The 24,000-nt window shown below is 66.5% G+C and carries 22 protein-coding genes and 6 tRNA genes; 18 read left to right on the top strand and 10 right to left on the bottom strand.

Annotated elements, in window-relative coordinates:
* Positions 1–48 precede the first annotated feature (48 nt).
* From AC5RVY_RS09325 to AC5RVY_RS09305, 5 genes are all read right to left on the bottom strand, one after another.
* On the bottom strand, positions 49–1,668 hold the full coding sequence (locus AC5RVY_RS09325) for an RsmB/NOP family class I SAM-dependent RNA methyltransferase (RefSeq protein WP_493954430.1): 1,620 nt from the start codon (positions 1,666–1,668) through the stop codon (positions 49–51).
* Positions 1,665–2,585 carry a methionyl-tRNA formyltransferase gene (gene fmt / locus AC5RVY_RS09320; protein ID WP_493954429.1) on the bottom strand — a complete coding sequence of 307 codons (921 nt, stop codon included), beginning with the start codon at positions 2,583–2,585 and terminating at the stop codon, positions 1,665–1,667. The genes AC5RVY_RS09325 and fmt overlap by 4 nt, the downstream gene beginning before the upstream one ends.
* Complete coding sequence (gene def, locus AC5RVY_RS09315; RefSeq protein WP_493954428.1) at positions 2,582–3,196, bottom strand: peptide deformylase; 615 nt, start codon at positions 3,194–3,196, stop codon at positions 2,582–2,584. Before def ends, fmt begins: the two co-directional genes overlap by 4 nt.
* 87 nt (positions 3,197–3,283) lie before the next feature.
* Positions 3,284–4,144, bottom strand: coding sequence for a cytochrome (locus tag AC5RVY_RS09310; RefSeq protein WP_493954427.1), 861 nt, complete (start codon positions 4,142–4,144; stop codon positions 3,284–3,286).
* 105 nt (positions 4,145–4,249) lie between these two features.
* Positions 4,250–4,321, bottom strand: a tRNA-Val gene (locus AC5RVY_RS09305).
* 351 nt (positions 4,322–4,672) lie between these two features.
* On the opposite strand from AC5RVY_RS09305, the gene AC5RVY_RS09300 reads away from it, so the two are divergent.
* From AC5RVY_RS09300 to AC5RVY_RS09275, 6 genes are all read left to right on the top strand, one after another.
* Positions 4,673–4,745 (top strand) — tRNA-Gly (locus AC5RVY_RS09300).
* A 47-nt stretch (positions 4,746–4,792) separates the two neighbouring features.
* A tRNA-Cys gene (locus AC5RVY_RS09295) sits at positions 4,793–4,863 on the top strand.
* A 42-nt stretch (positions 4,864–4,905) separates the two neighbouring features.
* A tRNA-Val gene (locus AC5RVY_RS09290) sits at positions 4,906–4,980 on the top strand.
* 58 nt (positions 4,981–5,038) lie between these two features.
* Positions 5,039–5,111 (top strand) — tRNA-Gly (locus tag AC5RVY_RS09285).
* A gap of 41 nt (positions 5,112–5,152) precedes the next feature.
* Positions 5,153–5,224 (top strand) — tRNA-Val (locus AC5RVY_RS09280).
* A gap of 230 nt (positions 5,225–5,454) precedes the next feature.
* Positions 5,455–5,709, top strand: coding sequence for an antitoxin (locus AC5RVY_RS09275; RefSeq protein ID WP_493954426.1), 255 nt, complete (start codon positions 5,455–5,457; stop codon positions 5,707–5,709).
* 151 nt (positions 5,710–5,860) lie between these two features.
* On the opposite strand, the gene zapE is transcribed toward AC5RVY_RS09275, so the two are convergent.
* Positions 5,861–6,898, bottom strand: a complete 1,038-nt coding sequence (gene zapE, locus AC5RVY_RS09270) for a cell division protein ZapE (protein WP_493954425.1) — start codon at positions 6,896–6,898, stop codon at positions 5,861–5,863.
* Positions 6,899–7,112: 214 nt separating this feature from the next.
* On the opposite strand from zapE, the gene AC5RVY_RS09265 reads away from it, so the two are divergent.
* Genes AC5RVY_RS09265 through ybaK form a run of 3 tightly spaced genes read left to right on the top strand, consistent with a single transcriptional unit; the run spans position 7,113 to position 9,034 of the window.
* Complete coding sequence (locus tag AC5RVY_RS09265) at positions 7,113–8,036, top strand: sulfurtransferase (RefSeq protein ID WP_493954699.1); 924 nt, start codon at positions 7,113–7,115, stop codon at positions 8,034–8,036.
* Positions 8,037–8,072: 36 nt separating this feature from the next.
* Entirely contained in the window at positions 8,073–8,522 is a 450-nt protein-coding gene (locus tag AC5RVY_RS09260) for a SufE family protein (protein WP_493954424.1), read from the top strand.
* Positions 8,523–8,539: 17 nt separating this feature from the next.
* Complete coding sequence (gene ybaK / locus AC5RVY_RS09255) at positions 8,540–9,034, top strand: Cys-tRNA(Pro) deacylase (protein WP_493954423.1); 495 nt, start codon at positions 8,540–8,542, stop codon at positions 9,032–9,034.
* On the opposite strand, the gene AC5RVY_RS09250 is transcribed toward ybaK, so the two are convergent.
* Positions 9,018–10,304, bottom strand: a complete 1,287-nt coding sequence (locus AC5RVY_RS09250; protein WP_493954422.1) for an alpha/beta hydrolase family protein — start codon at positions 10,302–10,304, stop codon at positions 9,018–9,020. The two genes, ybaK and AC5RVY_RS09250, sit on opposite strands and share 17 nt — an antisense overlap.
* Positions 10,305–10,420: 116 nt before the next feature.
* Between AC5RVY_RS09250 and AC5RVY_RS09245 the strand changes: the two genes are divergently transcribed.
* The 9 genes from AC5RVY_RS09245 to AC5RVY_RS09205 all read left to right on the top strand — a co-directional run bounded on the left by AC5RVY_RS09245 (position 10,421) and on the right by AC5RVY_RS09205 (position 20,674).
* Positions 10,421–10,912 (top strand): hypothetical protein, encoded by a 492-nt coding sequence (locus tag AC5RVY_RS09245; protein WP_493954421.1) that lies wholly within the window; start codon positions 10,421–10,423, stop codon positions 10,910–10,912.
* Between the two features lie 14 nt (positions 10,913–10,926).
* A complete protein-coding gene (gene msrB / locus AC5RVY_RS09240) occupies positions 10,927–11,442 on the top strand; it encodes a peptide-methionine (R)-S-oxide reductase MsrB (protein WP_493954420.1) in 516 nt (171 codons plus the stop codon).
* Between the two features lie 141 nt (positions 11,443–11,583).
* Entirely contained in the window at positions 11,584–12,951 is a 1,368-nt protein-coding gene (locus tag AC5RVY_RS09235; RefSeq protein WP_493954419.1) for a DUF6421 family protein, read from the top strand.
* Between the two features lie 50 nt (positions 12,952–13,001).
* Positions 13,002–13,766, top strand: a complete 765-nt coding sequence (locus AC5RVY_RS09230) for an SDR family NAD(P)-dependent oxidoreductase (protein WP_493954698.1) — start codon at positions 13,002–13,004, stop codon at positions 13,764–13,766.
* Positions 13,767–13,807: 41 nt separating this feature from the next.
* The gene (locus AC5RVY_RS09225) at positions 13,808–14,905 is read left to right on the top strand and encodes a threonine aldolase family protein (RefSeq protein ID WP_493954697.1); all 1,098 of its coding nucleotides are present in this window, start codon (positions 13,808–13,810) and stop codon (positions 14,903–14,905) included.
* A gap of 61 nt (positions 14,906–14,966) precedes the next feature.
* On the top strand, positions 14,967–15,614 hold the full coding sequence (locus tag AC5RVY_RS09220; RefSeq protein WP_493954418.1) for a DUF3000 domain-containing protein: 648 nt from the start codon (positions 14,967–14,969) through the stop codon (positions 15,612–15,614).
* An 83-nt stretch (positions 15,615–15,697) separates the two neighbouring features.
* Entirely contained in the window at positions 15,698–17,032 is a 1,335-nt protein-coding gene (locus AC5RVY_RS09215; RefSeq protein WP_493954417.1) for an HRDC domain-containing protein, read from the top strand.
* A gap of 160 nt (positions 17,033–17,192) precedes the next feature.
* The gene (locus AC5RVY_RS09210; protein WP_493954416.1) at positions 17,193–18,500 is read left to right on the top strand and encodes a thiolase family protein; all 1,308 of its coding nucleotides are present in this window, start codon (positions 17,193–17,195) and stop codon (positions 18,498–18,500) included.
* On the top strand, positions 18,497–20,674 hold the full coding sequence (locus tag AC5RVY_RS09205; RefSeq protein WP_493954415.1) for a 3-hydroxyacyl-CoA dehydrogenase NAD-binding domain-containing protein: 2,178 nt from the start codon (positions 18,497–18,499) through the stop codon (positions 20,672–20,674). The genes AC5RVY_RS09210 and AC5RVY_RS09205 overlap by 4 nt, the downstream gene beginning before the upstream one ends.
* Positions 20,675–20,810: 136 nt before the next feature.
* Here the strand turns inward: AC5RVY_RS09205 and AC5RVY_RS09200 are convergent, their stop codons facing one another.
* The 3 genes from AC5RVY_RS09200 to AC5RVY_RS09190 are packed head-to-tail and all read right to left on the bottom strand — an operon-like array spanning position 20,811 to position 23,985.
* The gene (locus AC5RVY_RS09200) at positions 20,811–22,418 is read right to left on the bottom strand and encodes an ABC transporter ATP-binding protein (protein WP_493954414.1); all 1,608 of its coding nucleotides are present in this window, start codon (positions 22,416–22,418) and stop codon (positions 20,811–20,813) included.
* Entirely contained in the window at positions 22,419–23,156 is a 738-nt protein-coding gene (locus AC5RVY_RS09195; RefSeq protein ID WP_493954413.1) for an energy-coupling factor transporter transmembrane component T, read from the bottom strand. It lies immediately after the preceding gene.
* A gap of 10 nt (positions 23,157–23,166) precedes the next feature.
* Positions 23,167–23,985, bottom strand: coding sequence for an ECF transporter S component (locus AC5RVY_RS09190; RefSeq protein ID WP_493954412.1), 819 nt, complete (start codon positions 23,983–23,985; stop codon positions 23,167–23,169).
* Positions 23,986–24,000 lie beyond the last annotated feature (15 nt).

Raw genomic sequence — 24,000 nt, 5'->3', positions numbered from 1 at the left:
GGGCTTGTGGCGTATCGGGACGTCCTGCGGGTCAGTCCTTCTTGCAGATCAGTCCTTCTTGCGGATCAGGGCCAGGAACATCGCGTCTGTGCCGTGGACGTGCGGCCACAGCTGGGCGGTTGATTCGTGCCCGGCGCCCAGGTTCCCGGTCAGGCTCACGCTGTCCAGGACCGGCCCGGCCTCCAGCAGCTCCAGGTCATCGCGTTTGCGCAGTGCATCGGTGACCACTGCAGTGGTTTCGGCGGGATGGGGCGAGCACGTCACGTATGCCACCACTCCACCCGGGCGGACAGCAGCTAAGGCCGATGCGAGCAGCTCGCGCTGAAGCGGGCCGAGGTCGGCCAGGTCCTTGGGTGTGCGGCGCCAGCGGGACTCCGGCCGCCGCCGCAGCGCGCCAAGGCCGCTGCAGGGGACGTCCACGAGGACCCGGTCAAATGCTTCGGGTTTCTCAGTGCCCACCTCGCGGCCGTCGCCCGTCCGGACCTCCCATGTTTCCCGGGGTACCGCGGAGAGCGCCTGGCTCACCAGCTTGGCCCGGTGCGGAGCAGGCTCATTGGCGAGCAGTGTTGCGCCCCTCTGGCTGGCCAGCGCACCAAGCAAGGCAGCCTTGCCGCCCGGTCCTGCGCACAGGTCCAGCCAGGCCTCCCCGCCGTTTGCCCTGCCGGCGGCATCTGCAGCAGCAGCGCCAGCAGCGGTTTCAGAAGGTTGCCCGCTGAGGTCGACGGCGGCCATGGCGCGTGCCACCAGCTGTGAACCGACGTCCTGCACCCTGGTGCTGCCCTCCCTGACCGAGGCAAGCCGGCCGAGGTCCCCGCCACTGGAGAGCGCGGAACCTTCCACCAGCCCGCCGGGAGTGGCTCCGTTTTCAAGGGCCTCATCGAGGCTTCCTATGCCGGGCAGAGCCACCAGGTTGACTACTGGTGCCGCATTGTCGGCCTCCAGGAGCTCACTGATTTCTGAGGCTGAACGTCCATGCGCCACCAGCGACTGGCGCATGGCGCGGACGATCCACTCTGGATGCGCGTAGCGGAGGGACGCTGCCTTGGTTTCGTCCGTTTCCTGGCCGGTCAGCAGTTCCAGCCATTCCTCAAGCGGGTGTGCAGCAACTTTGCGGAGGACGGCGTTGATCAGGGCTGAGGGTCCGGCGCCGATGACGGCCCGGGCCAGGCCGACCGTCTGGTCCAATGCGGCGTGCGCGGGAACGCGCATCGCCAGCAGCTGATGGACTCCCAGGCGGAGCGCGTCCAGGACGGCCGGGTCCAGCTGGTCCAGGGGACGGTCCACGCAGCGGGCCAGGATGGCGTCGTACGTTCCCTGCCCACGCAGGGCGCCATAGCTGAGTTCGGTGGCGAACCCGGCGTCGCGCTTGTCCAGGCCGTGATGCCGGATCCTGGCGGGCAGCACCAGGTTGGCGTATGCGTCCTCGGCGGCCACGGCCCGGAGCACTTCGAATGCCACCAGCCGGGCCGGATCTGCCCGGCGGGTCCGCTGCGATGGCGCATTGTCAGTGAAGCTGCGCTGGGAGGGGCGGTTCCGTTCCCGGCCCTTGGCGTTGCGGTTGCTGGAATCGCGCGGTCCGCCATTGCCGCGGCCTCCGCTTCCTCCACGCTGACCGCCTCCGCCGCCGGCTCTTCCGCGACCGCCCTGGTTGTCGCCGGAACCGCTCATTCGAACACCACGCTTTCAAGGGAAGCCATGCCGCGTGCCCAGTCGGCAGCGGCCATCATCTTTTTGCCCGCGGGCTGGACGCGGGTCAGCTCCACGGCATGCGAACCGGTTCCCACCAGCACACATTTGCCATCGACAGCTACGGAACCGGGCGCCAGGCTTGAGACATCGGGCCGCAGCCGGACGGGTTCCAGCTTGATCCGCTGGCCATCCAGCACCGTCCATGCTCCCGGCTCCGGGGTCACTCCCCGCGCCTGCCGTCCAATCGCCAGGGCCGGTTGATTCCAGGCCAGGCGGCCGTCGTCGAGGGTCAGCTTCGGTGCCAGGGAAACCTCACCGGCCTGCGGGACTGCGGCAGCCTTGCCGGTCTCGATGGCCGACAGGGTCTGGGCAAGCAGGACGGCGCCGCTGTGGGACAGCCGTTCCAGGAGCTCCCCGGCAGTATCTTCGGGTCCTACGGTTTCCGTGAGGGTTCCGAACACGGGCCCCGTATCCAGGCCCTCCTCCAGCTGGAAGGTCACGGCACCGGTGATGTCGTCCCCGGCCATCACGGCCCGCTGCACGGGAGCTGCACCGCGCCATGCAGGGAGGAGGGAGAAGTGCAGGTTGATCCACCCATGCCGCGGGATACCGAGGGCAGCCGGAGGCACCAGTCCGCCGTAGGCCACGATGGCGGCGACGTCCGGACTGGCCGCCTCAATCCTGGCGATCGTTTCTTGGTCGATACGGGCGGCGTGGATGACGTCGATCCCCAGCTCCGCTGCCCGGGCTGCCACCGGCGACGGTGTGAGCACGCGCTTGCGGCCAATGGGTGCATCCGGCCTGGTGAGGACAGCAACAACGTCGAAGCCTGCGTCGACGAGCGTATTGAGGGACGGGACGGCAACGGCGGGAGTTCCCGCAAAAAGGACCCTCACCCCTTGGTACCGGCCGCGTCTGCACCGAAGCTTGACCCGGAGACGCCGCCGCCGAAGCTCGAGCCTCCGAAACTGGAGCCGACTGTCTTGGCGCGTTTCGCCGTCGTCTTTTCCGTGATGGAGTCGTAATTGGCGTTGCGGATGGAACGCAGGGCCGCCTTGCGGTCCTCCCCTTCCAGCCTGTCCGTGTAGAGGATGCCGTCCAGGTGGTCATTCTCGTGCTGGAAGCAGCGTGCCAGCATACCCTCCCCCTCCACGGTGACGGGGTTTCCGTGCATGTCCACCCCGGTGACGCGGGTGGCACGGTAGCGCCGGACCGGGAAGCCAAGGCCGGGGATGGACAGGCAGCCTTCGACGTGGTCCGGCTGGAAGTCCTCGCTGTTTTCCAGCACCGGGTTGATGATGTGCCCTTCCACGCCGTCGATGCGGTAGGTGAAGACGCGCTTGCTGACACCGATCTGGGGTGCGGCAAGGCCGGCACCGTCAACGTCCTCCATGGTTTCCGTCATGTCCGCCACCAGCTTGGCCAGCTCAGGCCCGAAATCCGTCACAGGATCGGCAACTGTGCGGAGCACAGGATCACCGATGATGCGGATATTCAGAATAGCCATGCGCTGTTTTTCCTTACGGTCGGCGGCAAAGGGGACGCATCCAGTTTAGGTGCAGTCAACTCCCAAGCTGTCCGCGCCCGGGAGTTCCTAGGCGGGCTGTACCTGCGCGAGCGGCGGAGGGGCAATGGGCAGGAGTGCGGTGCCCGCCGAGATGGTGTCCGCAGACAGCTCCCAGACGCGCCGCAGGGCACAGAACTTCCACCAGTGGTGTTTGAGGACATCCGGGTTTGCGCGCACCGGCCGGACCTCGGTCTCGCCAATGGCGACGGCCAGCAGCACCGGGTTTTCCCCGTATTTCCAGGGCTCCCAGGTCCCCGTTTCCGGGTCCACCAGGCTTTCTTCCGCCTTCATGCCGGCCACCAACTGCATGACCACCTTGTCATCCAGCGGCTTGACCAGGCCGTCCCGTGTGGTGCCCTTGGTCTTGTAGTCGATAAGGCAGATCCGGCCATTGATCCGTGCCACAAGGTCCAGGGTCCCGGCGTACCCCACCGAGTTGTTCCAGACGGTGATCTCGGGGGCGATGGGCTCCACCCGGAAAAGCTCCCACCATTCATCGAACCGTACGGCGAAGGCTTCCTCGCCGTTTTCCGCCAGGGCTTCCCGGGCTTCCTTCATGCCGTGTGGACGGCCCAGCGCCCGCAGGGCAACCTGCTCGCAATAGAAATGCACGCGGTCCCCGCGTTTGGCTGCCTCGTCCCGGTACGTCTCCGCTGCCTTGGCCGCGCGGTTGACCGCCTGCTTGATCTTGGCCGGGCTTCCCAGGCAGTCGCCCAGCGCCGGATCGTTGGCCAGGCTGCTTGCGCCCATGTAGCCGAACCAGCCGTCAAGCCCGTGCGGCTGCTGGCCAATCACGGTGGTGATGGACGGCACAGAGAAATGTTCGCTGGTGGACCGGGCGTACATCCGTCCGTATTCCGTGGCGTGGGCAAGAAGTGGAGCTGTCATAAGAAAACTCTTTCACAAGGGGCTGACAGAATGTCCGGGCACACAAAAGGCGCACAAAAAAGGTCCGTTCCCGCTGCGGATGAGCGGAAACGGACCAATATGCGGTGGGCGATACTGGGTTCGAACCAGTGACCTCTTCGGTGTGAACGAAGCGCGCTACCACTGCGCCAATCGCCCTGATGCATTTGAATGTTAGCCGACCTTACGGCCATTTCGGAAATCGGCCGGAAACGGCAGCAAGCCGGGCAGTAGACCACGCAAGAGCCCCCACACTTGGAGCCGCGAACGCCAGGGTGCCGTCCCCCACACCAGCCCCTCCATCAATGCCCGCTTCTCCCAAAGCTCCATCCCGCCGTCGGGAATTACACGCCTGTAACTCGGCGGAATCCGCGCTATTGCTGGGAAGCAGCGGCATTGCGTCGTCCACGCTTGGGGGCGATTTGGAGAATCACCGAACCTCCTATATTGTTTTTACTCGTTGGAAAGCGAGGAAACGCCGGGAACGGCGGCGAATCAGCCCTCCAAAATGCGGACGTAGCTCAGCTGGTAGAGCACCACCTTGCCAAGGTGGATGTCGCGAGTTCGAATCTCGTCGTCCGCTCGCAGGACACTGTCACGGCAAAGGTTCTTTTGAATCGGCGCTAACACGGTGGGTTGGCCGAGAGGCGAGGCAGCGGCCTGCAAAGCCGTATACACGGGTTCGAATCCCGTACCCACCTCGGTGAAAACCATGGTTTTTCGGATACACTCCGGATGAACATGGGCGATTGGCGCAGCGGTAGCGCGCTTCCCTGACACGGAAGAGGTCACTGGTTCGATCCCAGTATCGCCCACCAAGCAAGGAAACTTGCTTCACGCAGTACCACCGGCCATCGGCCGGAGCGCACTGCACACGCGGACGTAGCTCAGCTGGTAGAGCACCACCTTGCCAAGGTGGATGTCGCGAGTTCGAATCTCGTCGTCCGCTCTCTTACTTCTCATAAACCCATACGCCGGTCTTCCGGTTCCGGGCGATTGGCGCAGCGGTAGCGCGCTTCCCTGACACGGAAGAGGTCACTGGTTCGATCCCAGTATCGCCCACATCCAGCAGCTCCCCGGAGCTGCTTTTTTCTTGCCCTCCCGCCCGCCGTTGCCCTATCACTCTTAGTCATCTAAACGGCGTTTTGGGGACCAAAACTGATAGCGCAACGGATGGGGGCCGAGGCTGCCTCCGCTCCGGGCGAACGCCAAACTCCTTGGCACGCCTACCCGTCAGGGCTAGGATCGAATGCGGAGGAGCGACCTGGCTCCGCGATTGAAGGGAGGTGCTCGTGGGACTGATTGGCGATCTAAAGGGCAAGGCTCAAGGTCTTATCCGCGGCAACGAGCAGGCCATCAAGAACGGCATCAGCAAGGCCGGCGATTTCGTCGACACCAAGACCGGAGGCAAGTACTCGGGCCACGTCGACAAGATCCAGCATGGCGCTTCCAAGCTCATTGACCAGAATGGAACACCAGGCGCGGCACCTGCCGCTGAGCAGGTTCCGCCGGTCAACCCGGTTCCGCCGGTTGACAAGGCTCCGTAAAGAGGATTTGGCCAGGGCGTTGCCCTAGTGCGTCAACGGGGTGCGGGTCCCGCCGGGAGGCGGCGCCCGCACCTTTGGCGTTTAAGACGCAACCCCCGGCAGCATGTACGACGGCGGGCGGCTGACTGGGAGGGCCCGCTGGAGGCGCCCGTTACGAAGGTTCGTGGTTCTGGCCTTCGCGGGCCAGGGCAGTAAGGCGCGAGACAGCGCGGAAGTACTTTTTCATGTAGCCGCCCGTCATCATTTCCTCAGTGAACAGCTGGTCGAACGGAACACCGCTGGCCAGGATGGGCACGTCCTTGTCGTACAGCCGGTCAGCCAGCACGACGAACCGCAGCGCCACTGCCTGCTCGGTGATGGTTCCCACATTCCGCCACACCACGCCGTCGATGCCATCGATCAGCTTGCGGTAGCGGCTGGGGTGCACACCGGCCAGGTGCGCGATCAGGGTGCTGAACTCGTCCTGCGCCACGGTCTTGCCGTCGAACTCCGCTTTCATGTGCGCTGAGAGTTCGCTGTTCTTCAGGGGCGCCGGAGCAGCCGGGAGGCCGCGGTGGCGGAAGTCCTCGCCGTCGATCCGGACCACGTCGAACTGGTCGGCCAGGACCTGGATTTCACGCTGGAAGTCCACTGCCGCAAACCTGCCGTCGCCCAACGAGCCGGGCAGGGTGTTGGACGTGGCCGCGAGCTTGACCCCGGCGTCAGCGAGTTCACGCATCAACCGGGACATCAGGACGGTATCGCCCGGATCATCGAGCTCGAATTCGTCAATGCAGACGAGCTGGTAGCCGCTGAGCGCGTCCACGGTCTTGCGGAAGGAGAGGGCGCCCACCAGGTTGGTGTACTCCACAAAGGTGCCGAAGGCCTTGGGCCCGGGCGCGGAGTGCCAGAGCGAGGCCAGGAGGTGCGTTTTGCCCACGCCAAAGCCGCCATCCAGGTATATGCCAGCGCGCGAAGTGTCCTTTTTGCCGAACAGTTTCTTGAACAGGCCGCCACCGTCATTGGACCCCACACCCTCCGCAAATCCCTGCAGGGCGCGGACAGCGTGCGCCTGGCTGGGCTGTTTGGGATCTGGGCGGTAGCTCGCAAAAGAAACCTGGCCGAACCGCGATGAAGGATAAAAACCCTTGAGGAGCTCATCCACGGAGACCGACGGGGTTCGGGCGGCAAGCTGTTCGATCTGTACCAAGGTGGTCCGTTCTGCTGGTGGTAGGTCCCCAGAAAGGATACCGGCAATGACCCCCGGCCCCCGGTGGCACCGGCCACATTGGGCACCCACGTGATGAAGGCAACATTTCCTCCTGTTAACGCAAACCGGACATCGTCCGGGGCGGTGGCTAGGGTGGGAGCAGGTCCCCATCCGGTCCCGCGGATCACCCGTGTTCTCGATGAAAGGCAAAGCCATGTCCTACCCGGTTGAACAGAACGAAAAGTTTGCAGCCTACGCCCACCCGGAGCGCCTCGTCTCCACGGAGTGGCTTGCGGCAGCTGTGGAGAGCGGCGCCGTCGCCAGTGGCCAACTGGTAGTGGTGGAGTCTGACGAGGACGTCCTCCTGTACGAAACGGGGCACATCCCCGGCGCCGTGAAGATTGACTGGCACACCGACCTGAACGACGAAGTGACCCGCGACTACGTGGACGGGGCGGCCTTCGCGGAACTGGCGGCGTCGAAGGGCATCTCGCGCGACAGCACCGTGGTGATCTACGGTGACAAGTCCAACTGGTGGGCTGCCTACGCGCTGTGGGTCTTCACCCTGTTCGGGCACCAGGACGTGCGGCTGCTCGACGGCGGCCGGGACAAGTGGATTGCCGAAGGCAGGGAACTGACCACGGAAAAGCCGGCGCCGGCCAGGGGCGAGTACCCCGTTGTCGAGCGGGATGATGCTCCGATCCGCGCTTTCAAGGAAGATGTCCTGGCGCACCTGGGCAAGCCCCTCATCGACGTCCGCTCCCCCGAGGAATACACCGGCCAGCGCACCCACATGCCGGCCTACCCCGAGGAAGGCGCGCTGCGTGGCGGCCACATTCCGACTGCCGCCTCCATTCCCTGGGCACGGGCTGCCGCAGCGGACGGAACCTTCCGCAGCCGCGAGGAACTCGATGCCCTCTACCTGGGCGAGGCCGGCCTGGCCGAAGGCGACGACGTTGTGGCCTACTGCCGCATCGGCGAGCGTTCCAGCCACACATGGTTCGTGCTCAAGTACCTCTTGGGCTTCGAATCGGTCCGCAACTATGACGGTTCATGGACCGAATGGGGCAACGCCGTGCGCGTGCCCATCGTCAAGGGCGCCGAGCGCGGGTCCTTTCCCGTCGCCGTCGGAGCCTGACGCGGCCGCGCCTGGTACCTGCGTAAAATTGGAATAATGACTACTCAAGCCCTGCCCTCCGCCCTTGCGGCCATTGTGGACGACTTCCAGGCCCTGTCAGAGCCCGAGCGGCTGCAGCTGCTCCTGGAGTTCTCGCAGGGTCTCCCGGAACTGCCCGAACGGCTCAAGGACCACCCCGAGCTGCTCGAGCAGGTGGTGGAATGCCAGTCCCCGCTGTTCCTGACCATCGAGACGGAAAGCGGTGCCGGCGCCGTGCGGCTCTTCTTCAAGGCTCCGGCCGAGGCTCCCACCACCCGCGGCTTTGCCGGTGTGCTGCATGAAGGCCTGGACGGTCTGTCCGCCGAAGAGATCCTCTCGGTGCCGGATGACATGCCTGAATTGCTGGGCCTGACCCGCGCCATCACGCCCCTGCGGATGCGGGGCATGACGGCAATGCTGGGAAGGATCAAGCGCAAGGTTGCCGCTTCCACCGCCGTGCGCTCCTAGCCAGCGCCAAGGCACCGATGGCACGTAAGAACGCATCTCAGGGAACTCCGGCCACCGCGGTACTGGCGGCGGCCGGGGTTCCCTTTGTGTTGCATCCCTACGATCACGATCCCTCCACCGCCAGTTACGGCGCGGAAGCTGCGCAGGCCCTGGGCATTGCCCCGTCGAAGGTGTTCAAGACGCTGATGGTCGCGGTGGAAGGCAAGCTGGCGGTGGGCATTGTGCCGGTCAGCGGCACATTGGACCTCAAGGCGTTCGCGGCTGCCCTTGGAGCCAAGAAGGCGGCGATGGCGGACCCGGCTGCCGCCCAGCGTCGCACCGGCTACGTGCTTGGCGGCATCTCCCCGCTGGGCCAGCGCCTGCCCTCCCCCACCGTGCTGGACCACAGTGCCCTGGCGCTGCAGACGGTGCTGGTCTCCGGCGGCAAACGCGGCCTGGACATCGAACTCGCTCCTGCCGACCTGATCCGCCTCACCGACGCCGTCACAGCGCCGATCAGCTCGTCGTCGTAGTCCCGGGACGGGCTGCCCCCGGATTCAGGCGCGGCGCCAGCTGTTTGCGCAACCACGCTTTGACCACGCGCTCCCACCGCTCGGGGTCAACGTTCCACTCCTTGGTGTGCCGGGCATGGTTGAAAGCCTCGTAGGTCACCATTTCCGGATTGCGTTCAGCCAAAAGCGCGGACGGGCCGTAGGGCACGTACTCGTCGTCCACGCTGTGGATGATCAGCGTGGGAGTGCGGAGTTCAACTGCCCGGGACACCCAGTCCATCGCCTTGAGGTCCACCGGGGCGGACAGTCCGGTGAGCCTTCGGCCAAGCGGATGCCCCAGCATCAGTTGCCCGTAGCGTCCCACCAGGGACGGGATCCTGTTCAGCTGCGCATGGTGGGCCAGCACGGTGACCCAGTCGATCACCGGCGCGTCCAGCACCATGGCCCTGATCAGGTGCCGGTAGCGCGACAGATCCGCGGTCTGCAGGCAGATGGCGCCACCCATGGACCAGCCGAACAGCACAATCTCCTCGGCTCCGTTGGCCAGTGCATACTCAATGGCGGCCTCGACGTCGCGCCACTCGGTGGACCCCAGGCCGTAGCGCCCGTCGTCCGCGGACGGCGCCAGCCCGTCATTACGGTAGGACACCACCAGGGTTGTCAGTCCCAGCTCGAGGGCGGGCCCGACGGCGCGCAGGGCTTCCTGCCGGCTGGCGCCGCGTCCGTGCACCATCACCGCCCAGGTGCGTGCCGTCCCGCCGGCGCGGACCAGCCAGGCGGGCGCCTGGCCCCGGTCCACGTCGATCAGTACGTCTTCGGCAGGAAGGCCTACGGCGTCCGGGTCCGGGTATACCGCACCGCTCCACCAGCCCCAGCGGGCAGTGGCGAGGTCCCCGGAGTACACCGCTTCGACTTCGCGTGCCACTGTGCGCTCAGCCGGAGAGTACGAGACGATGCGGCCGATCCGCGCGTGCCCCTTGCCGCCGTCGAAAAAGAATCCGTACACGCCCTCAACGGTGGTGTCCTCATTGGCGGCCATGATCACCTGCTGCTGGTGCCCGTCCCGGATGACGGCCAGTACTTCCTGGTTTGCCGCCCTTTGGCGGGCAGGGGTGATCACCCGGCGTGCAAAGTACACAGCAAGCGCCGACGATCCCGTAGCCAGCAGCCCGGCAGCCGCACCTCCGCCGATGGCCCCGCCGATGGCCCATTTCGTTCCCAGCGACAGGCCGGCGCCGGACTGCGTGGTGCTCGCGACGGGTGGTGGGCTGCTGCGCTGGAAAAGTGCCATGGAACTATTCTTACCGGCCCGGCAGCGGCAGGCCGTCATTGCCGCGGAAGGTCGCGAGGGACGGCGCGTCCTTCGAACCCGTGCGGCTGCGCCACGCTCGGGACTAGGCTAAGGCCATGAGTGATCCCATCGTCATCCTGACCGAAGAACCCCTGGGGGCGGACGACCGCCTGAACATCGAGCGTCTCGTGGACGGAGCGGACACCCGGCTCCTCGTCCTGGTTCCGGCCAACACCGAACGGCATCTGCTGGTGGACTTCCTCGAGAACCTTTCCATGCTGGATATTGCCAAGGCTTTCCGCGAACTGACGTCCCACGCCCCGGATCGTGCCTCCGAGCGGGCGCAGGCCGCGGAAACGCTTGCGGTGTCGCTGGCTGCGCTGGCGGGGCTGGGCGCGGGCGTCACGGGAGAAGTAGTCGACGGCGGTGCGGTGCAGGCCCTGGTGGCCAAGGTTAAGGAAAGCGGAGCGTCGCAGGCCGTGGTGGTCACCCGGCCGCACGCAGTGGCGGATACCTTCCATACCGACTGGGCCAACAAGGCCCAGGACCAGCTGGGCCTGCCCGTCCTGCACCTGTATGCGGGGTCGGGATTTATCGGCGACTCCTGAGCGTTGACAAGGCTATGAGCATCTTCGGAAACAACATCGTGGGTAAGAACATCTTCGGCAGCAAGGATGCAGCTCGGGCTCCGGAGTCCGCCGCCGGGCCCAGCGTCCAAAAGACCGACGCCGAGTGGCGGCAGGAGCTCACGCCGGAGGAATACAAGGTACTCCGCCAGTCCGGCACAGAGCGGCCCTTCACCGGTGAATATTGGGACACCCATACTGCCGGTGTCTACCAGTGCCGCGCCTGCGGGGCCGAACTGTTCACCAGCAATGAGAAATTTGATTCCCACTGCGGGTGGCCCTCCTTCTTTGCTCCCTTGGCGGAAGGGACCGTCCGTTACATCCATGACCGCACGTTGGGCATGGAGCGCGTGGAGGTCCGGTGCGCCACCTGCGATTCCCACCTGGGGCACGTGTTCGACGGCGAGGGCTACCCCACGCCGACAGACCAGCGCTACTGCATCAATTCCGTCTCCCTGAAGCTCGTTCCGCGCGAGGAACCGCAGGTCACCGGGCCGGCGAAGGAAGCCTGAGATCAGGAAAGACTGGACCTTCGGCCTGTGCTTGCGGACCGAAGGAAAAGCATTTCTTAGGCTAGGCCCCTTTCAAGATTAGTTCTGCTGGTTGCTTGCTACGCTCACCGTAGAAAGCAAGCAACCAGAAAGGCGCCGACGATGACCGAAGTATTGATCACCGCATCCACCGGGATTTCCGCAGAAAACCGGGACTGGACCACCCTCAAGGCGGCCACGGCCGCCCTCCAGGCGCTCCAGGTGAAGGACGGCTCCATTCCCGACCCCGCACACCATGCTGCGGCATCCCGGCACGTCGCAGACATCATTGACGCAGTGCGCGCCCTGGCGCCCGCCTTCCCGCACGACGCCGCCTACCTGGCCGCCGTCGTCGACGACTTTTCCGCCTGGGAAGCCCAGGGCTTCACGGTCCCCGACTTCCTGTCCTCACTGCTCGCCTTCCAGCCGCAGGAACAGCGCCAGGACGGCCTCCAGCACCTGGTGGTCTTTCCGATGTACACGCAGAACGGCAGCAGCAACAGGCTGGTGGAAGCCGTCCTGATTGAAGTGATCTGGCCGGAGTTCATCGCCGGGTTGGAGTCGGCGGAGTACTCGAACAAGCTGTTCGTGCCCATCCGCTTCCTGGACTTCACTGCCGGTTACGACACCAACTCCGCAGTACTCTTTCCCGAGACCGTTGCCGTCCGCGAAACACCCACGTTCACCTGGGGCGCCATCTTCGCTGACCGGGAAGCCGCCCGCTTCCGCCGCGTCCTCAAGGCCGCCGCGGAAACCACCCGCCTGGAACTCCCGGAAGGGGCGGCAGAACTCCTCGCCGACCAGGACCTGACGGAATCCACCTTCGTGATGTGGGACCTCATCCACGACCGCACCCACATGCGCGGCGACCTCCCCTTCGATCCCTTCATGATCAAGCAGCGGATGCCGTACTTCCTGTACTCGCTCGAGGAACTGCGCTGCGACCTGACCGCCTTCCGCGAATCGGTCCGGATCGAGAAGGATAACGACGCCGATCCGGAGGCGCGGCGGCACGCCAAGCTCGTGCAGTACGCCATCATCTTTGACCGCATTTTCCGCTTCGCGATCACCGGGACCCGCGTCCGCAACTACGACGGCCTCGGCGGCCAGCTTCTGTTCGCATGGCTGCACCAGCAGCATGTCCTGCACTGGACGGATACGCGGCTCACCATTGACTGGGACGAGGTGGCCGACGCCGTCATCGCCTTGGGTGCCAGCATCGATGAGCTGTACTGGCGGTCCATCGACCGGCCGAAGACCGCACATTGGCTCGCCGCATACGAGCTCATTTCAGCTACCGTTACCCCTAACCCGGCTTCCGTCTGGGCCAAGGGTCCCGAGGCGCTGGCGCTGGCCGGTCCGCCGCGCGGCCTGACCGACCAGGTGCTGGACGACGAGTTCCCGCTGTCCATGTTCTACGAAGCATTGGAGAAGAAGATGCGCCCCGTGATCGAATCCACCGCCGGAATCACTGGAGCCTCCGCACTGTGACGGAGGAGCCCGTAACAGCCGTCCCAGGTTCACCGGCTTCCCACACCGGCCTGCCCCGGCTGAACATCCTGGTGACAGGCGGCAGCGGAGCGTCCGGCATCGCCGTCGCACGGGCGCTGCACGCTGTCGGCCACCGGGTGTTCACTGTCGGTTCGGACCGGGCAAGGATCGAAGCGGCAGCGCAGCAGGCGGGCGACGGCGTCACGGGCCTCGTGTGCGACCTCGCCGCTTTGGCGGAGGTACGGCAGCTGCGGAGCGACGTGACCGCAGCTGCCGCGAACGGGAACGCCGGGACCGTTGATGCGGTGATCCATCTCGTCGGCGGCTGGCGCGGAGCCAAGGGCATTCCGGACCAGACCGATGAGGACTGGGACTTCCTGGAGCGCGGCGCCATCACCACGCTCCGGAACGTGTCCCGCGTGTTCTACGACGACATTGCCGCCTCACGCTGTGGCCGCTTCGCGATGGTGTCCTCCACCGCCCTGGAAAAGCCGGCAGCGGCCACGGCAAGCTATGTTGCGGCCAAAGCAGCGGCGGAGGCCTGGACCATGGCCATGGCCGACGGATTCCGCCGGGCAACGGCCGCCAACCCCGGTACGGACACCGGTGCCAACCCCGGCGCGGATACCGCTATGGCGCCGGCCGCCGTCGTCCTGGTGGTCAAATCCCTGGTGGACGACGCCATGCGCCGCAAGAATCCGGAGCGCAGCTTCCCCGGCGCTACGGATGTGGAAGACCTTGCCCGCGCCGTCGTCGGACTCTTTGACGCCCCGGGGGACGGGCTGAACGGGACCAGGCTCCGGCTGGCGAACTAGCGGCCCATGACTCTATTTAGACTGAAAGCGTGACCAAAGCCATGACGACAACAGCAGAAACTGCCGCCGGAACCCGGCTGCACGATCCGAACGTCCGCGGATTCGCCTCGGACAACTACTCGGGGGTCCATCCGGAGGTCCTCGCGGCGCTGGCTGCCGCAAACGACGGCCACCAGGTGTCCTACGGAGAGGACGAATACACCGCCCGGCTGCAGGAATTGCTGGAGGGCCACTTCGGCACCGGCATCGAGAGCTTCCCGGTTTTCAACGGCACCGGCGCCAATGTCCTCTCCCTGCAGTCGCTGCTCCCGCGCTGGGGTGCGGTGGTGTGTGCCTCCACCGCCCACATCAACATGGACGAAAACGGCGCACCGGAACGCGTGGGCGGGATCAAGCTCCTGCACGTCCCCACCCCGGACGGCAAGCTCACGCCCGAACTGATCGACCGCGAAGCCTGGGGCTGGGGCGACGAGCACCGCGCCCAGCCACTGGCCGTCTCCATCACGCAGACCACTGAGCTGGGCACCTGCTACACGCCGGAGGAGGTCCGGGCCATCGCCGACCATGCCCATTCCAAGGGAATGAAGCTCCATATGGACGGAGCCCGGCTGGCCAACGCGGCCGCCCACCTCCAGGTACCGCTGCGGGCGTTCACCCGGGACGCAGGGGTGGACATCCTTTCCTTCGGCGGCACCAAGAACGGCCTGCTGTTTGGCGAGGTGGTGGTGGCGCTGAACCCGGAGGCGGCGCACGGGCTGGTGTACCTGCGCAAGATGAACATGCAGCTGGCGTCCAAAATGCGCTTTATGTCAGCCCAGTTCATCGCGCTCCTCGAAGGTGATCTTTGGCTGCGCTCCGCCTCCCATGCCAATGCCATGGCAGCCAGGCTGCGTGCCGCCGTCGACACCATTGAGGGAGTGCAGCCTACGCAAAAAACCGAGTCCAACGGCGTTTTTGCCATCCTTCCCGAAGGCGTGGCTGACAGGCTGCGGAAGTCCTTCCGTTTCTACGACTGGGACGAGAGCGCCCGGGAAGTGCGCTGGATGTGTTCGTTTGATACCACGGAGGAAGATATCGATGCCTTTGCCCAAGCAATCCGGCACGAACTTCGCGCGCACCGGAGCGATCCGGCCAGCTAGTACGCGCCGGGTGACGGCGAGCCTTCCCGCCGCACCCGGCCCGGTTGCGTAACCTGCGAAGGTGAACGCACTTGACCAGGTTCCCCCGGAGTTTCTCCACGCCTTGGGAACCCTCAGGAAAGCCCAGTGCCGCGGGGAACTACGCCTTGCGGAGATCCCCGCGCCTGCACGGCTGGCGCCCTTTGCCGTGGCGCTCGGCGCGGAGGTCCTGGCTCCGGGGCCAAGAACCACCACTCCCCTCCATGGACCGGCGGCGATGGCACTGGCCGCGGCCTCAGGAACAGCGGACGATGACGAGACAGAGTTGGCAACGGGGCGCTTTATCCTGCTCCACGACCCCGAGGGCTCGGCGGTGTGGGACGGCGAGTTCCGCATCGTGACCTACATCCGCGCGCAGCTCGAGCCGGAAATGGGCAACGACGAGATGCTCGGAACAGTTGCCTGGACCTGGCTGGTGGAGGCTCTGGAAAACCACAAGGCCCCGTACCGCGCAGCCGGCGGCACGGCAACGCGGGTTCTTTCCGAGAGTTTTGGAACGCTGGCGGAGAGGCCCGGCTCCATCGACATCGAGCTCCGCGCCTCGTGGACTCCCGCCACCTCCGACGTCACCGCCCACCTCGAAGCCTGGTCCGACATGGTGTGCACCTTCGCCGGCCTGCCGCCCCTTCCGGATGGCGTCACCCCGTTGCCGCAGCGGCGCCGGAACTGAAGGCGCAACGTGCGCCTGAGTATTGGCTGGGGCCCGCCGGTGCCCGGCGGCGGTCCCGGACCGGCCGGTAAACTAAAGGCATCATGACCCCTAACATTCCGGAAAACACCACGGCCGGCGTCCCGGCTGCTGATACCGCACCCCACATCACCGTGGAGGGCTTTGATGCCCCCATCCCCGAAATCATTGAACTCGATTCGCCCCGCGACGGCGTTCCGCTGGTCATCGAAACGCAGGCAGGGCTTGAGCGGTGCGCAGCCGCCATCGCCGCCGGCACAGGACCGGCCGGAGTGGATGCTGAACGCGCTTCCGGCTTCCGCTACGGACAGCGCGCCTTCCTGGTCCAGATCCGCCGTGAAGGTGCGGGGACCTGGCTGATCGACCCCGAACCCTTCGACAACCTGGACATCATCAACGATGCCCTGCACGGCGCCGAGTGGATCCTGCACGCCGCCAGCCAGGACCTGCCCTGCCTCTCCGAGCTCGGCATGTGGCCGGACAAGCTCTTTGACACCGAACTGGCAGCGCGCCTGGCCGGCCTGCCGCGGGTGGGCCTTGCCGCCGTTATTGAACAGCTGCTGGGTTTCGGGCTCGCTAAGGAGCACTCCGCCGCGGACTGGTCCACCCGGCCCCTTCCCGAACCGTGGCTGCGGTACGCCGCCCTGGACGTTGAGGTCCTCACCGAGCTGAGGGAGGAACTCATCGAACTCCTCGAGGCGGACGGCAAGCTGCAGTATGCGGAACAGGAGTTCGCCGCAATCCTGGCAGCCGGACTGCCCCCGGCCCGCGTTGACCCATGGCGTAAAACGTCAGGCCTGCACCAGATCCGTGACCGGCGCCAGCTCGCTGCCGTTCGCGAGCTGTGGCTGGAACGCGATTCGCTGGCCCAAAAGCGGGACGTTGCGCCGGGCCGGCTGATCCCGGACTCCGCCCTGGTGGCCGCCGCCAAGGCCATGCCATCCACCGTCCCCCAACTGCTGGGCACCAAAGGCTTCCACGGCCGCGCAGCCCAACGCGAAGCTCCCCGCTGGCTGCGCTGCATTGCCACGGCCCGGGACCTGGTGGAACTGCCGCCGCTGCACCTGGCCACCAATGCGCCTCCGCCGCCGCGAGTGTGGGCGGACCGCGACCCGGAAGCCGCAGCCCGGCTCGCCACCGCCCGGCCCATGCTGCAGGACATGGCAGACCAGCTCAACCTCCCGCTGGAGAACCTCCTGACCCCGGACTACCTGCGCCGCGTGGCCTGGCGGCCACCGGCCGAGATCAGTGAGGCATCCGTGGCCGCGGAGCTGCGGGCGCTGGGCGCCCGCCAGTGGCAGGTGGACCTGGCAGCACCCCTCATTGCGGACGCGTTCCTCCATCCGCAGCCCTTGCCGGCAAAGGAACCCAAGCCGGACGTGGCCGCCGCCGGGCAGTAGCCAACGTTCCGGACCACGTCCCCACGCGCTTTCCAACGCGTACCTGAATTCGGGGTCTTGCAGCGTAAGTTACTCGCGGGTAACATCGGAGGCACTGCCATACGGTTGCCTGCCGCGCTGCGGCCTGCACCGGTGCCTACGTCTCGATGAGGAGTTACACGTGAGCCAAACCCGCTCCAGCGGAGAAAACAGCAGTGCATCCGCACGCACTGTCCGGGACGTCGTTTTTGTGGACGGCCTCCGCACCCCCTTTGGCCGGGCAGGGGAAAAAGGCATCTACGCCGGCACCCGGGCCGACGACCTGATCGTGAAATGCATCCGGGAACTGTTGCGCCGGAATCCGTCGCTGCCGCCCGAACGGGTTGACGAGGTCGCCATCGCTGCCACCACCCAGACCGGTGACCAGGGCCTCACCCTGGGCCGGACCGCTGCACTCCTGGCCGGACTTCCCCGGACGGTTCCCGGCTTTGCCATCGACCGGATGTGTGCGGGCGCCATGACGGCCGTCACCACCACCGCCGGCGGAATCGGATTTGGTGCCTACGACGTGGTAATCGCCGGAGGCGTCGAACACATGGGCAACCACCCGATGGGCTCCGGGGCAGACCCCAATCCCCGGTTTATGTCCGAACGCCTCGTAGACCCGGCAGCGCTGAACATGGGCAATACCGCCGAGAACCTTCATGACCGGTTTCCGACCATCACCAAAGATCGGACCGATGCCTACGCGGTTGCGTCCCAGGCGAAGTTTGATGAAGCCCGCCGCAACGGCCTGATCCAGCCGGACCTGGTTCCAGTAGCCACCCTGAAGCCGGGCCAGGGCTGGACGCTCAACACCGTTGACGAACCGCCGCGGCCGGGCACTTCCCTTGCTGACCTGGCTGCCCTGCGCACCCCGTTCCGCCCCCACGGCCGGGTTACCGCAGGAAACGCCGCGGGACTGAACGACGGCGCCACCGCCGCCCTCCTGGCATCCTCCGATGCCGCCGCTGACCTCGGCCTGCCGGTCCGGATGCGGCTGGTCAGCTACGCCTACGCAGGGGTTGAGCCTGAGGTGATGGGCATCGGCCCTGTCCCCGCCACCGAGAAGGCGTTGAAAAACGCCGGGCTGTCCATCAACGAGATCGGCCTGTTCGAAATCAACGAAGCCTTTGCCGTCCAGGTGCTGAGCTTCCTGGAGCACTTCGGCATTGCCGACGACGATCCCCGCGTCAACCGCTACGGCGGGGCCATCGCGGTGGGCCACCCCCTGGCCTCCTCCGGCGTGCGGCTGATGAACCAGCTCGCCCGCCAGTTCGAGGAGGATCACTCGGTACGGTACGGCATCACCACCATGTGCGTAGGGTTGGGGATGGGTGCCACGGTGATCTGGGAGAACCCCCACCATGCCGATTACAGCGGAACCCGGCCAGGGTCCGCCGCAGAAACAGTTACCGCCGCCCACACCCTTTCCGAAGGAGCAGCATGAGCGCCGCCGATTTCACCAAGCTTGCCGACATGTTCCCCCACGAGACTGTGACGCACTCCTACGTCCAGGACATCGAACTTCCGGCGCCGGTGGGAAAGCCCAGCCCCGGCACCTTCGCCCTCATCACCCTGGACAACGGCCTGGATCACACCAAACCCACCACCCTTGGACCCAAGACCCTGGTGGAGCTGGGCACCGTGCTGGAGGGACTTCGTGAGCGCGCACGGCGTGGTGAGATCGTGGGTGTGGGGGTGACCGGCAAACCCTATTTCCTGGTGGCCGGGGCCGACCTCTCCGCCGTGAAGAACCTCGAAGAGCGCGAGCACGGACTGCGGATGGCGCAACTGGGGCACGACGTGTACAGCACACTCGCCAAGCTCGGAGTCCCCAGCTTCGCGTTCATCAACGGCGCAGCGTTGGGCGGCGGCCTGGAGATCGCCCTGCAGTCCACTTACCGGACCGTCTCAACCGGAGCCGGTGCCCTGGCACTGCCCGAAGCCTTCCTTGGACTGGTTCCAGGCTGGGGCGGCGTGTACCTCCTGCCGCGCCTCATCGGTCCGGAGAACGCTGTGAAGGTGATGATCGAGAACGCCCTCAGCAACAACCGGGCACTCACGGGACCGCAGGCCTTCACGCTCGGCGTCGCTGATGCGCTGTTCGAGCCGGCGGACTTCCTTGAGCAGTCCCTGGCCTGGGCCGCGAAAATCATTTCCGGTGAGGCCTCGGTGGAACGGGCCAACGCCGTCGACCCCGCCGATCCGGACATAGCGGCGCGCTGGTCAGCGGCGGTGGCTGCCGGCCGGGCGCTGGTGGAAGCGAAGACGTCGAACGCGGCCCCTGCACCCGGCAAGGTCCTGGACATCATGGAAGCCAACCGGACCATGACGCAGGCCGAGTCCGCGGCGCTGGAGTGCGAAACGCTTGCGGAACTGATGCAGACCGACGAATTCCGTGCCACCGTGTACGCCTTCCTGGACCTGGTCCAGAAACGGTCCAAACGTCCGGCCGGCGCCCCTGACCGCACACTCGCACGCCCGGTCACCAAAGTGGGTGTGGTGGGCGCAGGCCTGATGGCAAGCCAGCTTGCGCTGGTCTTCGCCCGGCAGCTCAAAGTACCCGTGGTGATGACGGACATCGACCAGGCCCGGGTGGACAAAGGCGTGGGCTACGTCCATGCCGAGGTGGACAAGCTCCTGGCCAAACAGCGCATCAGCCAGGACGCCGCCAACCGGACCAAGGCACTGGTTACGGGTTCTGTCTCCAAGGATGTTTTCGCCGACGCCGACGTCGTGATCGAAGCGGTCTTCGAAGAGCTGAACGTCAAAAAGCAGGTGTTCGCCGAGCTGGAGCAGATCGTCAGCCCCGACTGCATCCTGGCCACCAACACCTCCTCGCTGTCCGTCACCGCCATGGCAGAGGACCTGCAGCACCCGGAACGGCTGGTGGGCTTCCACTTCTTCAACCCGGTAGCCGTAATGCCGCTGCTGGAGATTGTCCGTGCCCCGCGCACGGATGACGCTGTGCTGGCCACCGCCTTTGAGCTCGCGAAATCCTTGAAGAAGACCGGGGTGCTGGTCAAGGACGCGGCCGCCTTTGTGGTGAACCGCATCCTGCTGCGGCTGATGGGCGAGGTGACCGCCGCCTTCGATGAAGGCACTCCCGCCGATGTGGCAGACAACGCCTTGCGCCCCATGGGCCTGCCGATGTCCCCCTTCACCCTCGGCGCGATGGTGGGCCTTCCGGTGGCCCAGCACGTCCAGGAGTCGCTCCACGCCGCCTTCGGGGACCGCTTTACCGTGTCCGCGAATCTGCAGAAGCTCATCGACAACGGAGTCAAGAGCCTTTGGGCTCCAGGGCCGGACGGCTCACAGGTGATTCCGGAATCCACCGTGTCACTGCTGTCGTTCGGAACCAGCCCCTCGACTGCAGAGGAAGTGTTGCGCCGCACGCAGGACGCTCTCGCCCAGGAGATCGGCCTGATGCTGGACGAAGGCGTGGTGGCGGGGCCTGAAGACATCGACCTCTGCATGATCCTCGGCGCCGGCTGGCCGCTGTTCCTGGGCGGCATCACCCCCTACCTGGACCGGGTGGGAGCCTCTGAGCGGGTCAACGGCAAGCGGTTCCTGCCGCCCGGCGTGGCTTCCCGTCCGGCAGGCCAGCCCGCCAACGCGTAGGGAAGCAGCGCATGGAATCCTGCGCTTAGGATCCGGCGCATAAGTACCAGGGCTTCAGCAGGGGGATGCGCACAGTGGGCTCCGTCCGGTTCTCGGGGCGGAGCCCTTGCGCGTACTGCCCCTTTGGCGGCCCCGGTCAGCGTGCTGTCAGCCGGCCGCCGTCGAGCGTTAACAGCCGGTCCGCCACCGACAGGGCATAGGGCACGTCGTGGGTGACCAGGACGACGGCGGCGCCCGCCGCTGCTGCGCTCCTCACCGCGGAATCCAGCAGCCGGAGGCCATCGCCGTCCAATGCGACGGTCGGCTCGTCCAGGGCGAGCACCGAGGGGCCGCGGGCCAGGACAGTCGCCAGCGCCAGGAGCCGCTGCCGGGAGCCCGGCAGCTCGACGGGGTGTGCAGCGGCGGCTGCGGACAGGCCAACAGCAGCCAGTGCATCGTCAGTCCTCGCCGCCGCTTCACGGGCACCAAACAGCCGGTCCAGGCCGAACCGCACCTCCCGGGCGGCAGTCCGTTCGAAAAGCTGGTCGCCCGGATTCTGGAACAGCAGGCCCACGGATGCAGCCACCTCGCCCACGGGCCTGCCGGCGATATCCTCGCCGCGCAGCAGGACGGAGCCGGAGGTGGGCCGGAGCAACCCGTTGAGGTGCCGCAGGAAGGTGGACTTTCCCGCCCCGTTGGGTCCGGTGACGGCAACAATCTCCCCCGGCAGGAGCTGAAAGTCGATGTCCCTGAGCACCTGCTGTGACGTGTCCCCGGAGACCCGGCTGGCGGCTGCCCGGTTCTTCCTGCCTTTCCCCCGCCTGTCCGTGTACCCGAAGCCCACGCAGCGGAGCTCCAGGACGGGCATGGGCTCCGCAGCAGTATCTTCCGGTTGAATGCCGCGGGCTGGTACCTGCCGGGCAGCGGCATCCTCCGCTGTAGCCTGCCGGAAGCGGATGCCCGCCGGCAGCCGTGAAGGCCCGGGACCGGGCTCCGCAGTGAGGCAGGGCGTGAACTCCGGGGTGAGCTGACCAGCGAGCTCTGCCGGTGTTCCGACGGCCGCCACGGTGCCGCCGTCCAGGACAATCCAACGGTCTGCCTGGAGGAGTGCATCCTCCACCGCTTGGCTCAGGATCACGACGGCGGTCCCCTGAGTTACGAGCGAACCCAGCAGGAGTGCCAGCTCCTCCGCACCGGCTGCATCCAGTGAAGCGAAGGGCTCGTCCATGATCAGAATTGCGGGCTCTGCGATCACGGCGCAGCCGATCGCGAGGCGCCGCAGTTGCCCTCCGGAGAGCGTGCCAGGGTGGCGGTCCAGCAGTCCGGTCAGGCCAAGCAGTCCGGCAGTCCGTTCCACCGCGGCGTGCATGGCGAAGCGTTCCATGCCGGCGTTTTCCAGGCCGAACGCAAGCTCTTCACCCACGCTCGCCCTGACGGTGGAGAGGATGGCGGACGCGTCCTGCGGCACGAAGCCCACGTGCCGGCCCCATTGGGCGGGATCAATCCGCGGATCGTCTGCTGCACCCTCGAACTGCAACCTGGTTTCCGAAAGCGTCAGGTGTCCGTGCAGCCGTCCGCCCGGTCCTGGTCGAAGCCACGCCGCCAGGAGCCGGCCCAGCGTGGACTTGCCGCTGCCCGACGGGCCCAGGATTGCCGTCAGAGTCCCGGGCTCAAAGGAGACGTGCACGTCACAAAGGACAGGCGCGTCCTCATCATCGAATGCGAAGCTCCTGATGCCTGCGGCAAGGGCAATACCGGATGCCACCTAGCCTCCCGCCAGGAGCAACCGGGCAGCCACGGCGGCGACGGCAAACAGGACCAGGAGCAACCGCAGCCACCGCTCCCACGGGCGCTCCGCCACTTCCCGGTAGCTTGTCCGCGGGCCAGTACTGCCGAAACCACGGGCTTCAAGGGCCGCAGCGCGGGTTCCCGCGTCCTCCACCAGGGCCGTCACCAGCGGAACAGCCTGCAGGCGGAAAGCCGCTGCCCGGGCCAGGAGTCCGCGGCGGATCACCAGCCCCCGTGCTTCCTGGGCGTGGCGGATACGCTCAAGCCGGGAGGTGATGGCAGGCAACAGGGTGAGGGTGGAGGCCAGCACGAAGGCAAACCGCCCGTGCACGCCCTTGGACGACAAGGCTGCTACGAGGTCCGGGACACTCACGCTGAAGGAAAACACGAGGAGGGCCAGGACCGCCGCGGATAGCTGAGCCGCCCGCTGCAGTGCGAAAGCGAGGCCTTCGGACGTTGCCCGCGCCGGCCCCCACTCTGCCAGCACGGCATGGCCTTCCGGGAAAAACAGGCCGTGCAGCACCAGCAGGGATACACACAGCGGCCCCAGCACGGCGGCGGCCGCGGGCAAAAGCCTGCGGAACGTACCGCCCCGGGCGGCAAGGCCCAGCGCGCCGGCGATCACGGCGAGGGACAGCGGCAGCCACGCCGCCGCCGTCGTGATGACAGCCGTGCTGCCGGCGGCCGCCAAGGAAGTCAGCGGGTGCAGTCGCATCGGAAGGCGGTCAGGCGTCCTGTTCGGCGGCCTTGCCGGCCAGCACGCGGTGCCGCCGGACAAACGGGAACTGCAGGCTCGCGCGGCGGGGCAGGGCGTAGACCAGGACGGCCACGGCGGTGAACACGATGGCTTTGTCCATGGGGTCGGAAATGAGGGCCTGCTTGGTGATGGCCGCCAGGAGGCTGTCCCCCATGGAGCGGAAGGCGCTGACGATCGCACCCGTGGCTACGCCGGAGGTGCCGCCAAAAACGAAAGCTGCCACCGGGGCGGAGACCACTCCGCCGATAATCCCGGTGACGAATCCGGCTACGGGAGCCAGGTAGAAGCGGCGGAAAAGCCCGTAACGGGCGGCAAGGCCCGCCAGGCACCCGATCAAGGCGGCCCCCGCGGCGAAGGGCAGCACCGTGGGGTTGAAGAAGGACCAGACGATGCTGCTCAGTGCACCGGTTGCTGCACCGGCCGCGGGGCCGGCGAGGACTGCAATCAGCACTGTACCGATCGCATCAAGGTAGAACGGCACCAGGGTGCTGCCCACGAACTGGCCCAGCACAATGTTGAGCACCAGTGCCACCGGGATCAGCACCACGGTGGACGTCGGCAAGGCAGGCAGGACGGCCACGATGAGCAGGATGGCGCCCACCAGGAAACCGGACAGCGCAATCAGGGCCGAGGCACTTCCCGGTCCGCCGGTGATGTCAGTGGGCTGGTTGAGGACCAGGTAGATGTAGGTGCCGGCGATGGCCAGGGCGCCGAGGGTTTCCAGCAGCCGCCGTTTGCGGTCAGCTGCGGGTGGCGTGGACGGCAACGTCAAGGAGTGCGATGACATGGTGTTCCTTCAGGG

This window comes from Arthrobacter sp. Ha26 (assembly GCF_059091705.1).
Note: the sequence above shows the minus strand (reverse complement) of the source record. Positions and strands in the feature narration are given on the sequence as shown.

What these genes read in the sequence shown, in the direction of transcription:
- AC5RVY_RS09325 (WP_493954430.1), bottom strand. Translation starts at nt 1,668, where the DNA reads ATGAGCGGTTCCGGCGACAACCAGGGCGGTCGCGGAAGAGCCGGCGGC.
- def (WP_493954428.1), bottom strand. Translation starts at nt 3,196, where the DNA reads ATGGCTATTCTGAATATCCGCATCATCGGTGATCCTGTGCTCCGCACA.
- AC5RVY_RS09310 (WP_493954427.1), bottom strand. Translation starts at nt 4,144, where the DNA reads ATGACAGCTCCACTTCTTGCCCACGCCACGGAATACGGACGGATGTAC.
- AC5RVY_RS09265 (WP_493954699.1), top strand. Translation starts at nt 7,113, where the DNA reads ATGTCCTACCCGGTTGAACAGAACGAAAAGTTTGCAGCCTACGCCCAC.
- AC5RVY_RS09260 (WP_493954424.1), top strand. Translation starts at nt 8,073, where the DNA reads ATGACTACTCAAGCCCTGCCCTCCGCCCTTGCGGCCATTGTGGACGAC.
- ybaK (WP_493954423.1), top strand. Translation starts at nt 8,540, where the DNA reads ATGGCACGTAAGAACGCATCTCAGGGAACTCCGGCCACCGCGGTACTG.
- AC5RVY_RS09250 (WP_493954422.1), bottom strand. Translation starts at nt 10,304, where the DNA reads ATGGCACTTTTCCAGCGCAGCAGCCCACCACCCGTCGCGAGCACCACG.
- AC5RVY_RS09245 (WP_493954421.1), top strand. Translation starts at nt 10,421, where the DNA reads ATGAGTGATCCCATCGTCATCCTGACCGAAGAACCCCTGGGGGCGGAC.
- msrB (WP_493954420.1), top strand. Translation starts at nt 10,927, where the DNA reads ATGAGCATCTTCGGAAACAACATCGTGGGTAAGAACATCTTCGGCAGC.
- AC5RVY_RS09235 (WP_493954419.1), top strand. Translation starts at nt 11,584, where the DNA reads ATGACCGAAGTATTGATCACCGCATCCACCGGGATTTCCGCAGAAAAC.
- AC5RVY_RS09225 (WP_493954697.1), top strand. Translation starts at nt 13,808, where the DNA reads ATGACGACAACAGCAGAAACTGCCGCCGGAACCCGGCTGCACGATCCG.
- AC5RVY_RS09215 (WP_493954417.1), top strand. Translation starts at nt 15,698, where the DNA reads ATGACCCCTAACATTCCGGAAAACACCACGGCCGGCGTCCCGGCTGCT.
- AC5RVY_RS09205 (WP_493954415.1), top strand. Translation starts at nt 18,497, where the DNA reads ATGAGCGCCGCCGATTTCACCAAGCTTGCCGACATGTTCCCCCACGAG.
- AC5RVY_RS09195 (WP_493954413.1), bottom strand. Translation starts at nt 23,156, where the DNA reads ATGCGACTGCACCCGCTGACTTCCTTGGCGGCCGCCGGCAGCACGGCT.
- AC5RVY_RS09190 (WP_493954412.1), bottom strand. Translation starts at nt 23,985, where the DNA reads ATGTCATCGCACTCCTTGACGTTGCCGTCCACGCCACCCGCAGCTGAC.